The sequence below is a fragment of the Candidatus Chloroploca mongolica genome (assembly GCF_004762035.2).
Lineage (GTDB): Bacteria > Chloroflexota > Chloroflexia > Chloroflexales > Chloroflexaceae > Chloroploca > Chloroploca mongolica.
The window spans coordinates 43,549-56,200 of sequence record NZ_SIJK02000027.1 but is presented as its reverse complement, the minus strand read 5'-3'; the positions used below and the strand labels follow the sequence as shown (position 1 = coordinate 56,200).

Annotated in this window: 11 protein-coding genes; 2 read left to right on the top strand and 9 right to left on the bottom strand. The window is 58.0% G+C overall.

Annotation, left to right across the window (positions count from 1 at the left end; all coding sequences use genetic code 11):
- Positions 1 to 49 precede the first annotated feature (49 nt).
- Positions 50 to 1,156 carry a DegT/DnrJ/EryC1/StrS family aminotransferase gene (locus tag EYB53_RS15140; protein ID WP_135479276.1) on the top strand — a complete coding sequence of 369 codons (1,107 nt, stop codon included), beginning with the start codon at positions 50 to 52 and terminating at the stop codon, positions 1,154 to 1,156.
- Here the strand turns inward: EYB53_RS15140 and EYB53_RS15135 are convergent.
- The 4 genes from EYB53_RS15135 to EYB53_RS15120 are packed head-to-tail and all read right to left on the bottom strand — an operon-like array spanning position 1,153 to position 5,782.
- Positions 1,153 to 2,295 carry a glycosyltransferase family 4 protein gene (locus EYB53_RS15135; protein ID WP_167857425.1) on the bottom strand — a complete coding sequence of 381 codons (1,143 nt, stop codon included), beginning with the start codon at positions 2,293 to 2,295 and terminating at the stop codon, positions 1,153 to 1,155. The genes EYB53_RS15140 and EYB53_RS15135 overlap by 4 nt on opposite strands.
- A gap of 8 nt (positions 2,296 to 2,303) precedes the next feature.
- A complete protein-coding gene (locus tag EYB53_RS15130) occupies positions 2,304 to 3,356 on the bottom strand; it encodes a lipid II:glycine glycyltransferase FemX (RefSeq protein ID WP_167857424.1) in 1,053 nt (350 codons plus the stop codon).
- Entirely contained in the window at positions 3,328 to 4,251 is a 924-nt protein-coding gene (locus EYB53_RS15125) for a class I SAM-dependent methyltransferase (protein ID WP_167857423.1), read from the bottom strand. The genes EYB53_RS15130 and EYB53_RS15125 overlap by 29 nt, the downstream gene beginning before the upstream one ends.
- Positions 4,244 to 5,782, bottom strand: a complete 1,539-nt coding sequence (locus EYB53_RS15120) for a B12-binding domain-containing radical SAM protein (protein WP_135479272.1) — start codon at positions 5,780 to 5,782, stop codon at positions 4,244 to 4,246. The genes EYB53_RS15125 and EYB53_RS15120 overlap by 8 nt, the downstream gene beginning before the upstream one ends.
- A 337-nt stretch (positions 5,783 to 6,119) precedes the next feature.
- Here EYB53_RS15120 and EYB53_RS15115 point away from each other — a divergent pair, with 337 nt between their 5' ends.
- Entirely contained in the window at positions 6,120 to 7,007 is an 888-nt protein-coding gene (locus EYB53_RS15115; protein ID WP_135479271.1) for an NAD(P)-dependent oxidoreductase, read from the top strand.
- A 292-nt stretch (positions 7,008 to 7,299) separates the two neighbouring features.
- Here the strand turns inward: EYB53_RS15115 and EYB53_RS15110 are convergent, their stop codons facing one another.
- The 5 genes from EYB53_RS15110 to EYB53_RS15090 are packed head-to-tail and all read right to left on the bottom strand — an operon-like array spanning position 7,300 to position 12,651.
- Positions 7,300 to 8,337, bottom strand: coding sequence for a CehA/McbA family metallohydrolase (locus EYB53_RS15110; protein WP_135479270.1), 1,038 nt, complete (start codon positions 8,335 to 8,337; stop codon positions 7,300 to 7,302).
- The gene (locus EYB53_RS15105; RefSeq protein WP_135479269.1) at positions 8,334 to 8,849 is read right to left on the bottom strand and encodes a hypothetical protein; all 516 of its coding nucleotides are present in this window, start codon (positions 8,847 to 8,849) and stop codon (positions 8,334 to 8,336) included. Before EYB53_RS15105 ends, EYB53_RS15110 begins: the two co-directional genes overlap by 4 nt.
- Before the next feature lie 24 nt (positions 8,850 to 8,873).
- Positions 8,874 to 9,428 carry a Uma2 family endonuclease gene (locus EYB53_RS15100; protein ID WP_135479268.1) on the bottom strand — a complete coding sequence of 185 codons (555 nt, stop codon included), beginning with the start codon at positions 9,426 to 9,428 and terminating at the stop codon, positions 8,874 to 8,876.
- 42 nt (positions 9,429 to 9,470) lie between these two features.
- Positions 9,471 to 10,463, bottom strand: a complete 993-nt coding sequence (locus EYB53_RS15095) for a homoserine kinase (RefSeq protein WP_135479267.1) — start codon at positions 10,461 to 10,463, stop codon at positions 9,471 to 9,473.
- A 13-nt stretch (positions 10,464 to 10,476) separates the two neighbouring features.
- Positions 10,477 to 12,651: a sensor histidine kinase gene (locus EYB53_RS15090; protein ID WP_135479266.1), complete on the bottom strand. Its 2,175-nt coding sequence runs from the start codon at positions 12,649 to 12,651 to the stop codon at positions 10,477 to 10,479.
- Position 12,652: the final 1 nt, after the last annotated feature.

Below are 12,652 nucleotides of genomic sequence, written 5' to 3'. Positions count from 1 at the left end.
CTTTTGAAGGTGTTTTATTAACAAAAGCGTGTCCGATCCTTCAATCCGTATGGCTATACCTGTACGTATCCCGTGGGCACGTCCAGCCTTTGGCGAGGCCGAAATTGCTTCGGCGGTAGCTGCACTCCATTCCAACTGGCTCACAATGGGGCCACGGGTTGCTGCATTTGAGCAGCAACTTGCTGCGCTGGCTGGCCGCCGTTATGCTGTTGCGGTGTCGTCGGGTACGGCTGCCCTCGATCTTGCCCTGGCCGCCCTCGGAATTGGCCCTGGTGATGAGGTGATTGTGCCGGCGATGGCCTATATCGCCGCGCCCAATGCGGTCAGCTATCAGGGGGCGCGACTGGTGCTCGCCGATGTTGATCCGAAGACCTGGACGCTTGATCCTGCTGATGTTGTGCGACGCATTACCCCGGCGACGCGGGCCATGCTGTCGCTTGATTATGGTGGTGCGCCGGCTCATCATGAAGCCCTTACCACACTGGCCGAGGCGCATGGTCTTGCGCTCGTCGTTGATGCAGCCGAGTCGCTTGGGGCGTGTTTCAAGCAGCGTCAGACGGTTGCGTACGGCCAGGTGGCGATCACCAGCTTTCATATGGTCAAGATTCTGACCTCAATTGAAGGTGGCATGATCTTTACGGATGATCAAGCACTGGCCGAGCGTGTCCGGCTGCTGCGCAATCAGGGCGAAGATCCGCAGCAGAAGTATTGCCATCTTGCGATTGGCAACAATTACCGTCTGAGTGATCTGCACGCTGCGATTGGTTTGGCGCAAATTCCGCAACTCGAGGCGCGCCTGACTGAACGGGCGCGTCTGGCGGCCCGCTATCAGGCGCACCTGGCGCATCTGCCGATTCAGTTGCCCTGCCTCTTGCCCGGCGCAACCTCGACCTGGTTTCTCTATTCGGTGCTGGTGCCAAACCGTGATGACGTCCAGGCGGCCCTAGCGTCCTGCGGGATCGAGACGCGGGTGAGTTGGCCGCTGCCGGTGCATCGGCAGCCATGCTATCAGGCGCTTGTCTCGTGCTCGCGTTTTCCTGTTGCCGAACATATGGCCGCCCATGTCTTGAGTCTACCGCTCTATGTGGGGATGCGCGATGATGAGCAGGATGAGGTGTGTGCTGCGTTGGAGGATGCGCTGCGCACGGTGCTTTAGCTTGCGCGGTAGACGGACTCGGTCTGGGCGGCCATGGCTTGGTAGCTGAAGCTGGCAAGCACACGGGCGCGGGCCTGGGTGCCGAGGTGCTGGCGCAATGCTGGGTCATCGAGTAGCCGCCGAAGGGCGACGGCGAGGGCGTCGGGGTTGCGCGCTGGCACAACAAGTCCGTAGGCCCCAACCTCTTCAAGGCCCGAGGAGGCGTCGGTGACGATGGCTGGTGTGCCACACGCCTGAGCCTCGATAGGGGTGAGCCCGAAGCCTTCGAGCAGCGACGGCGAGACATAGACATCGGCGAGCGAGTAGTAGGCGGCGCGTTCGTCGTCGGCAATCGATCCAATTTCAATGACCCGCTCGTAGGCGTCGCCAAGTGCGCTCATCACTCTGGCGCGATAGCCTGCTTCCCATTGGCCGACGATCAGCCAGACGACATCGGGTGGAAGTTGGCGTAACGCAACCGCCAGATGTTCGAGACCTTTGCGGGCCGTCGCAAAGCCGACAAAAAGAATGATGCGTTTGCCGTTCAAGCCAAGGCGCTCGCGGAGTGCATTGGTTGGGATGGGACGCAGCGCTTCCAGGTTTGTACCCTGTACAACGTGTCTGATCCGGGTTGGCGCAACACCATAGTGTTCGATGAATTCCTGGGCAGTCGAGGTACATGCGGCGAGCAGGCACCGAGCTCGCCGCAGGCTGATTGGTTCCATCACGCGCCGGGCCACGGCATAGTAGGTGCGCCTGATCAGATAGTTGCGTCGGCTGCTGGCGTACGGATGTCCGCCATCTGCGTGCAGCCGCTGGCGAAATGATTGCCAGAGCGAGGCAACATATGGCCCGTTGTAGGCATAAGCAAAGTGAACATCGAGAAAATGGACGATGTCAAATTCTTTGGTACGTCGTAGTTGTGTGACTACTCTGGCTGATCGGAGGCTATACCCGATCCAGTCAGTGACGCCGAGCGCAACCCGGTAGACGGTGACACCGTTGATTGTTGCTACACGGGGCGTGCCGCTTCGGTGGGCTGCGATCACACTGACCGTGTGGCCCCGTTCGTTCAGGCCTCGCGCAAGATCCTCGGCATAGATCGTCAGGCCCGAACTGCGGTGGGGCCAATAGTCAAGGCTCACAAGACAGATCCGCATCGCTTGCTTTACCCTTTCTGGCGTGTGTGCAGGAAGCGTCGCCACCACGGGATTGCTTGCTGGTAGATGGTGCGCCCGAGCCGGGCGAGTGGTGTGTGGGCGCGATAGATCCGGGTGTACGGGTGACGCTGTCCACCGAAGCTCAGCTTGAAGCGTGTAATGCCAGGCACGACTGCACCGCCCATATCGTAACGCTGATAGCCCTGCGCAAGCGCCCATGTGATCACGTGCCAATGGAGCAAATTGTTGGGGCGCAGGGGCTGGCCCTGGTCAAACGAAGCCCCACTCAGATACCAGATGGTGCGCTGGTCAGTGACAAAAATGCCTCCGGCGATGGGGTGCCCCTGGTGATAGGCGAGCAGCACATTCAGGTTGCCACGAGGATGCAAGGCTTGCCAGAGCGCTACGTAAAAGTTCAGGTCAAGATGGGGCGGCCTTCCCGCATGGCGATAGACCTCTTGACACATCTGGTTGTAGGGTTGCAGGAAGGCGTTGCTCTCGGCTTCAACAATCTCGATGCCGTTTGCTTCGGCTTTGCGGACAGCTCGTCGGCACGCGGGCGACAGACTCTGCCAGACCTCAGCGCGGCTGCGGCCAGCCAGGGGTACAACAATCGTTTCACAAACTTCGCTCTGGTAACCGAGGTGCTTGAGCGCAGCGGTCGCTTCGATCATCTGGGGAAAGGCCAACTCGCTGTGGGCAATGCGCTGTTGGCGGAACCATGGCTCCAGTGCCGCGACGATGGTTGCTGCTTGCCCTGGCCTGCCCAGTGGCCCGAGAAACGGGGTACTGGCAATCGTCTGCATGAGCGGGGACCCAGCCAGCACAAATGGCCCGAGGCGGCGTCGCTGAATTGGGATCACGCCAACCAGTTCGCCGCTCGCCCAGATGCCGAGGGGATGCCAGGTATGCCCGTAGACTCTGGCAAGCAGGTCAAGCCACGCACTGGTATGAAAGAGCAGTGCGTCCGGATGCTCCGCGACGAACTGGTCCCAGGTTGCGCGAGCAACTGGTCGGATCGTGAGCGCCGACTCATGCTTTGCGGGCGATCGCAGTGACAAAGCTATTTCCTCCCAGGGCTGTTTGCAGGGCAAAGAAGGGCAAACTCGCCAGGCGAACCGGCCACGAACGCAGCAGCGCATGGCTGGCCTCGCATACGTGAGCAGGGAAGCCGCGCGCTGCACAAAGATTGCGCCAACTCCAGAGAAAGGGATAGAAATCGTGAAACCAGCAACCCATCTCGATGACCGTAAAGCCGCTTTGCGCGAGCATCATCCGCAGGGTGTGGGGTGTAAAGACGACCGTGATACGTGGTGCATCGTAACCTACCCAGCAGCCACCAAAGAGCCTGCGCCCGAGACTGTTGTCGTTGACTGTCCGCACAATCAAAATGCCACCGGGACGCAACAGGCGGGCACAGGCGGCTAGGCCGGCAGCGGGATCGGCAAGATGTTCGAGCACCGTCCAGAGCGTGATCGCATCAAAGGTAGCTGGAGCAAAGCCAGCCTCAAGCAGATCGCCAAGCACGATGTTCAGCCCATAGGTAGCGCGGGCGGCGTAGGCCATCGTTGTCACCCGCTCGAGCCCATAGCCCTGCCAGGCTGGTTGTTGGCGCATCCAGTGGAGGAAATCGCCGCCCCCGCAACCGACATCAAGCAGGCACCCCCCGGTACTATGGCGTGTCAGGATGCGCCAACGCTTGCGCAGGCCGTACGCCATAGACTGGCGTTGATCCGGTGCGGGTTCAGTGGCAAGTCGATGGTACCCGCGGTAGCTCGTGGTGTAATGGGCGTCACGCTCTGCCCAGGTTGGGCGCGGATTGAGATAAACCAGACCACACTGCTTGCAGCGCACATAGGTGTACTCTTCTGCCGAAGGAACCATATAGTCGTGGGTGGTCTTCCACCGGTTGGCCTGACGTGCGCCACACAGCCAGCAGGCGACCATCTCAGCCATGGGCTTCAACCTCTTCGGTCTCCAGCCATGCAACATGGCGGCGGGCATAGAGCCTTGTATTGCGCCAGAGCCGTAACGCCAGCAAGCCATCGAGCAAGCGCCCTGCCAACCGATCCAGTGGTTCGAGACTCATGAGACGGAAGACCTCATAGGTGGCGAGTATGCGCAAGAAGATACGTGGCAGATTGAGGCTATGGCAAAAGAGGGCAAAGTTATAGTAGGTTGACGCGATGATCTGGAAATTGTAGGCATAACTACGCTGGTCATCAGGGGTGATGTAACCGTCGGCGATCGCCCGGTGATAGAGGTCGGTGCCTGGATAAAAGGTCAGCGCGTAGAGGGAAAGGCGGTAAGGAGGGGGAAGTTGGTGGATGAGTTGCAGCGTTACCCAACGATCTTCCAGTGTTTCATAGGGATTATCGGTGATCACATCATAGGTTGGTCGCGGCGCCCAGGCTGCAAACTGGTGGATCACCCTGGCTGCTTGCAACACCCGTTCGTTAGTTGCCTTGCGCTCGTAGAGCTTCTGGATGCGTCGTGAGCCGCTCTGGATGCCCATGATGACATAACGCAACCCTGCGTCGGCGAGGTACTGCAACTTGACCGGATCGGCGGTTTGCGCTGTCGTATAGGCACGAAAAGGCAACCCGACCTCTTCGCGATAGAGGCGGCTGAATTCGGCGATATAGTCGGTTGCGTTGGCAAGAAAAGTATCATCGCGCAGAATGATTGCCTCGATCTGAGGGAGGCGCTCGCGTATCGCCTGGATCTCGGCGATCACGCTGGCGGGACTCCGCCGTCGCAGATGGCTCCAATGGTCATAGATGTCCATCAGGGCATTATTGGCACAATAGGTACAATGATACGGGCACCCACGCATCGTCAACACGCCATAAACGGGGCCTGAAGCCCAACTTCCCAGGTCAGTCATATAGTAGTGCATCAGTCGTTCTGTTGCACGGGTCAACTTCGCCTCGTGCAGCAGATAATGGTCTTCAAAGGCATAATCGGGGAAGGGCAGCGCATCAAGATCGGTGAGCAGTGGATTCAGCGGATTGAGGACGAGATGACCATCCTGGTCGAGGTACCCCAGGTTGTTAATCGAGGCATACGAGCGTCCTGTGGCGAGGGCCTGCATGAGTTCAACCATCGCCTGTTCACCTTCGCCTACACAGACCAGATCGGCGCACTGGAGGCACTCATCGGGGCGTACCGTTGGATGAATACCGCCCCAGATCACCGGGATAGACAGGTTCGCTTTGATGGCCTCGGTCAAACAGCGTGCCATATGAAAACTCGGCGTCATCACACTCATGGCAATGAGATCCGCACTGGCGCAAATGGTCGTCATCTGCTGCACCAACTCGGGTTCCACATTGCGCACGTGGAAATGGTCGCCCGCCATGGCCTCTTCGAGATTGGGGAGAAAGATCATGCTGGTCGTCGCCCCTGCCGCTTTGAGACATGACGATAGGACACGCAACCCGGTTGCCTCAATGCCACTGTAGGGGCTGATCAAAACGATGTGCATAGAAGGATTATCCTTCGCGATGTTTTATGTCCGATTTTTACCCTCTTTGAGGATGTGCCAATCTTTACCTATAGTAACGAATAAAACTTGTTAATATAGTAAAGAAAGCGCAACTTCGAATGAGTTGTATTGCATTTTGCTATGGCGGGGTTGGATACCTGACCAGCTTTTGCAGATCGTCGCTATCTGGGATAAGATCGTGCTATCGCAACCCTAACGGGTTTGTCCAAGCGTCTGGGTGCTTGCTCGCGGTGTAGCCGTGAGCAAGCACCCAGGTCTTCACAAATGATCGCGGGCTGCTATCGCGACGAAGACGAGATTATAGAGGGGCAAGAAGATGACAGAGCGAGTCGGCTTTATCGGGTTGGGCATTATGGGGCGCGGGATGGCCGCTAATCTGCTGAAGGCAGGTTTTGATCTCACGGTCTGGAATCGGACGAGCGGGCGTGCGGAAGCGTTGGTGGCCCAGGGCGCGAACCTGGTGGCGAGCCCGGCGGAACTGGCGGCCCAGTGCCAGGTGATTATTTCGTGTGTCAGTGATACGCCCGATGTACACGCCCTCTTGCTTGGCGATGTGTTGACGTCGGCGCAACCTGGGAGCCTAGTGATTGATATGAGCACGATCAGCCCGCAGGGTGCGCGGGTCTGTGCCGAGGCGCTTGCGGCGCGGGGCATTGCGTTCCTCGATGCACCGGTCAGCGGGGGCAGCGAGGGCGCCGCAAAGGGCACGCTGAGCATCATGGTTGGCGGTGCCGCCGAGGATGTTGAACGCGCCCGCCCCTATTTTGAGGCGATGGGCAAGACGATCACCCATGTTGGGCGCGTCGGTGATGGTCAGACGGTCAAGCTCGTCAATCAGATTCTGGTGGTTGGCACGATGCTCGCCGTGAGTGAGGCCCTTGTCTTTGCGCAGGCGAGTGGGGTCGATCTCGAGCGCACGCTTGCTGCCGTGTCGGGTGGGGCGGCAGGGAGTTGGATGCTCACGAATCGCGGACCGCAGTGCGTCAACCGTGACTGGCGTCCTGGGTTCACGATTGATTTGCAGCAAAAAGATCTGCGCCTCGTACTCCAGGCGGCTGATCAAATCGGGGTGCCGATGCTTGGCACGGGCATGATCTTTCAACTCTACCGCACCTTGCAAGCCGACGGTCTGGGTGAAGAGGGCAATCATGCGCTGATCAAGGCGATTGAGCGTCTTGCCGGCGTCGAAGTTGGTGGTTCGTAGGGGCAATACTTGTCAAAGAAGGTGGTTTTTTTGACGCAAAGGCGCAGAGGCGCAAAGTCAAGGTTTTAGGGTGAGGTTCGCAGTAGTTTGTAACGTACGTTTTCTACTCTGCTGTCGAAGCGAGTGCGGGCTTCAGCCGGCTAAAGCCCGCACTCCAGAATATCAGGAAATGTACGTTACAGACTACTCAGGCATGCCGACGGCAGAGATGCTTCGTTGCGCTCAGGATGACGATGTGGCATCTTCATGGTAGGCGCCACCATCAACGTAGGGTGGCAACCCTACCGTGTCTTTATGCGACATAGATCGGGTTGGCAAAGAGCCAGCTTTTACTACCGATGTAGGCTTCGAGGCGATAGACGCCGGGGGATGTGATCGTGTGGCGCAGTTGGCGGACCCCCTGGGCGATCATGTGTCCGTTGCCGATGAGGCGGAGGTCGGCATTGCGCTGCACGTCCACCTCGATGTGCAGCGGCCCCTGAGCGAGCGAGGCGGTGTCTCCGCTGCGATACGAGTGACCATTGCGCCGGGCCACAAAATGCAAGGCGGGCAGATCGGCTTCACGCCGATTGATGAAATAACTCTGGCCCTGGCGCAGGGCGGCATAGACCTGTTGGGTCGCCTCGGTGGCATCGTTGCTCAACGGCGCGGTGAGTTGCAGATAGTTGGTCAGGGTCTGAAAGAGCCACCGATAGGGGAAGATTTCGATCTCGTACCAGCCGATCTTACGGCGAAAGGCGTGGGCATCAACCCCACCCACGCCAAACGTACGCCGTCCGGTCATATTGAGCCGATCCCACCAGGCGAGCGTGGCGGGCGACGGCCCAGTGAGCCCGAGTCCGGGCACGCAAAAATGGAGGAACTGGTTGCGAGGGGTAAGGTGTTCCCCCCAATCGCTCATCAGATTCCACAATTCGAGCCCGACCGTCTGGCTGACACGCTCGCGTGGGCCATCAATTCTCCAATCGTCCCAGCGATAACAATCCTTGAACCGATTGACGACCTGTTCGTCGGGATGCGCAATAATGCCAAACCCACCGCTCGCATAGGTCTGGTCAATGAACTCTTGGGGCGGCAATTGATGGCTGATGACCTGGTCAACCCCCAGGGCGAGAAAATGATTGCGGTCAGGCGTAATCTCGTGGTCAACAATTACCAGCACGCCATCGTGCCAACCGGCATACGAGCGCCCGGCAAGCGTATCGTGGTCGGTGACAATGATCCAGCGCAGACCGGCATCCCATGCCGCGGCGACGATCTCAGGGAGGGTACCGGTGCCGTCGGAGTGGATTGAATGAATATGGAGCGCACCAGGATAACTAAAGATCATAGTGGTGACGGCACATCCAAGGCCTCGGCGAGGCGAGCCAGCATATCGCGTTCGGCCTGATTCACGCGTTCACCGCCGATGCCAAAAAAGCCACCTTCGACGGCCGCGTGGGCGACATTGACCCCGATCTCAAGCAACCAGGCTCGCAACTCGGCTGACATGTCGGCGGGGGCCTTTTGTTCAAGCAACTCGCGGGCGATGCGGCAGGCTTCCACGGCACGATCCACATCCTGGCCTAGTTCAAGAATATTCATCTGTTGGAGTGCCGGATCATCAAGCCCGCCGCCAAACGCCTCAAAACGCTCTTTGAGGCTCAAGAGTACAGCAACAATCAACGGATTATCGCGCTTCGTTTCGGCGGCTTGCTCAAAACTCTTCACCGCCGCGGCGACCTCTTTCATGATGCCCACCGGCCCACCGAGACTCGAGCCAATAATTGCTGAAATCACCGCCACCGGTGCCGCGAGAACGGTTGCCCATTCCTCATCCGTATATTCGGCTCGTTCCGTCATTACTTCGTCTCCTTTTTGGCATCGTTACCCAAGAATATCATCAACGTGGATGCTCAGCATCGCAAGATGCGGACTCGTCAACGTCTGGCCGTGGATCCATGTCTGTTTGGTTCGATACGATCCATTGGCAGGATCGATATACTGTTCAATCTGCTGATGAGAGAGATCAACAAGCCACACTTCACGGATGCCTGACTCGGCATACCGTGGAAGTTTTTGTTCGCGATCATAGTCAAGCGAGGTATCTGACACTTCGATCAGCAGTTCAATCTCAGCGGGTTGTGGATGTGATGATCCATAATAATCAGCACGATATTGTAGAAGCGCAAGATCTGGTTGTGGTTCACTCAAATCTGATAATTGAATGGGATCTTGAACACTTAGCAGAAACTGATGGCCTACAGCCTGACTCAAGATCGCATTCAGACGGCGAACAATCGCAGCGTGCAGGGGCCCGATCGGACTCATAAGCACGACCTCTCCGTCAAGTAATTCAACGCGATCATCTTCGGCAAAAATACCCGCATTGCGCATCCGATGGTACTCTTGGACGGTAAATTGACGGCGAGCGACAACCATAGCGTGCTCCTTTGGCTTGCGTTTCGTTGCCAGGGTAGGCTCCTAGCCGAGGTTCATCGCCTCGAGGTGTTCGTGCAGCCACTCGGCGAGGCGTTGCCCCTGGCTCAGGACTTCACAATGATAATCAGGATCAGCATCGTGAGTCGTCAGGACACGGCGCAGATTGCCTTGAAGCCAGATCACCTCAATCATAAGTGGCAACGCCTTGCGCTCATAGGATGAGAGGGGCGCGATCTGGTCATAGCCATTGAGCAACTGGGCTGCGCGCTGCGCATCAAGGGGGCCAGCATAGACACCCCAGGGATACCAATCTTTTGGAGGCATCCCGACGGCAAAATCAACGAGGGCATCGGCGAGATCAACGAGGCGGGCATCAACTGTCACCTGATCGAAATCAATCAGGGCGGCGACGGTATCACCACGAAAAATCAGGTTATCGCGATGAACATCACCGTGGATCAGCACGTGCGGCAGGGCCTCATAGCTTTGCTCGCTGAGTGAGCGTTTGAGATCGGCGGCCCGTCGATCATACCAATTGAGTTGGACGGTCAAATCGCCCATCATATCGCGCTGCATAATGCGCTCGATCAGCCCTGACAGCGATGACGTGCTATAGCGTGGCCCTTGTGATAGGGGCGGATCAGGGAAGCCATCAACAGCATTGTGATAGTGGGCCAGGATCGACCCGGTGCCAGCGAGGTGGGCCAGGCGGTCGCGGTTAAACTCGTCACCTTCGATAAAGGTCTGGACTTCAAAGAAGCGCCCGTCAAAATCAATGGCCTGGTCGCCATTCCGTGCCGGAATAAGTCGTGGGGCAGGAAAGCCGCGCGCACGCAGCCAGGCCATCAAGCGATGGCGCAGATCAACAGCGCTCAACCCTTGTTTGCGCTGATTACGGCGCACCACATAGCGTCCCATGCTCGTCTCGACGAACGCCGTCTCATTGACCGCCCCGTGGCTCGCCGGGCGGACGCTACGAACCTCCCCGAGGTCATAGTGTTGCAAAGCACGCTCGACATCAAATTGTGTGAGCATCACGTACGTCCTGTCATGCACTGACCGGCAGAGCCAGGGCAAAAGTACTTCCATGGCCTTCGCTGCTATGGAGCCAGATCTGGCCTCCGTGGGCTTCAACGGCCAATTTACAGAAGGTCAGCCCGAGGCCCGATCCGCGCATGCGTTGCCCGTGGTGGGCCTGACCAAATTTATCAAAGATACGGGCGTGGTACTGGGCGGCAATCCCTGGACCCTGATCGCGTACCCAGAAGATCAGGTGTTCACCCGGCCCCGGATCGGGCATACGAAGATCGAGCGGCAGTATTCCCTGATCTTCGCGGCTTGCCATTGACATAACGCCAGCCCCAAGGACAACTTCGCCCCCTGACGGTGAGAATTTGATCGCATTATCAAGCAGATTCTGCAAGACACGGACAAGCTTCTCGCGGTCGGCCTCGATCAAGGGCAGGCCAGCGCCGAGGTGCTGTTTCAACTGGATACGCTGGCTTTGGGCCGAGACCCGCAGGCGATCGAGGGCCTGGTCAATGACAGCATAGGGCGAGAGGGGCTCACGATTCAGATTCATGTGCCCCTGTTCCATCCGCGAAATATCAAGCAGCGTATTGATCATCGCCAGCATCGTCTGGCTACCCTCGTGCGCAATCGACAGCAACTCTTGTTGCTGCTCGGTCGTTGGCCCACCGAGGCCACGTTGCACCATGAGGATACCATTGATGATCGCTGTCAAGGGAGCGCGCAAATCATGGACAAGCATCCCGGCATAATCTTCGCGCAACTGATCGAGGGCGTGTTCTTGCGATATATCTTGGAAGAGGGCCAGTTGTCCAATCTCGGTACCGTTCATTTCTCGTACTGGCAACATATAGTGGCGGAGGAAGCGCCCCTGCAGGGCGGGCAGTTCAAATTCGAGCACTTCAGAGGTGGCCTCGTGGGGCAGCCGTGACGAGAGACTGACACTGACGGCGCGGCTGCGCAGATCGTTGAGCACCTGATCGAGCGGATGATTGATCAACTCGTTGCGGTGTCGATCGAGCAGTTGTGCCGCCCTGGGATTGGCCGTCATAATGATCCCACGCATATCCACCATCAAAATACCATCGTTCGTCGAATTCAGGATCGCCTCGAAGCGATCACGCACCGTCGTCACTGTTTGAAAGAGACGCGCATTTTCCAGCGCAATCCCAATCGTCGCCGCCATGCGCGTCAGGCGGGTCGCTTCTTCCTCGGTAAAAGGGCCTTCAAGCTTATTCAACAACTCGATGACCCCGATAGTTCGCCCCTTGACCACCATTGGCACACAGAGAATCGTCTGGACGGTATACCCGAGGGCATCACTCACCTCACGGAAAAAGCGCGGATCAGCCTGTGCGTCGTTGACCACGGCATAATGTTGGCTCGCGGCGACGCTCCAGACAATGCCTTGACCATAGGGTACCCGCACGCCAAAGAGTTTTTCTTCACCGGCTTCCAGGGTCATCACAAACACGAGGTCATTGCGCTCTTCATCAAGCATCAAGAGCGAGCCAGCATCAACACAGAAATAGGTATTGATCTTCTCCATCACCAGATGGTAGATCTCGCGGGAATTGAGCGAAGAGGTGACGGTATTGGCAATCTCATTGAGGGTCGCGAGTTCTGCGGTACGACGGATGGCTTCTTCGGCGATCCGGAACGACGTAATTGCAGCGGCAAATTGCCCTGCCATCAGGCGTGCCTGGGCAACTTCGTGTTCATCAAACTGACGCGGCACCGTATGATTACCAAAGACAAGCACGCCAATGACCCGATCCTGAGCTACCAGGGGCAAAAAGAGGAGCGAACGGATCTGTTCGGCGTTGAGCAATGGCAGAATTTGGCGTGTTGCGGCGGCAGCATCAGCCGCCCCCAGCGCGAGTGCCACATCGCCAACCTGCATAGCCTCGCGATTGGCAACGACCCGCCAGAGAAACGTCGTCTCGGTGATGAGAAATGCAGGAGGCAGACTGGTGCGCAGCGGGATCGTAATGACCAGGCTCGCCGTCGTGCCAGCCTCATCGAGCAAGATGACACCACCATCACTCACCTCAAGCAAGCGGGTGAACTCATTGAGGCCGAGCATCAGCAATTCATCAAGCGTCGTTGCTGTCTCAATGGCTGCTGTAAGCTGTAGCAGCGCTGTTGTGCGCAGATCGCCATCACCTGGTCTGGCGCTGCCCGTCTCGCTCATA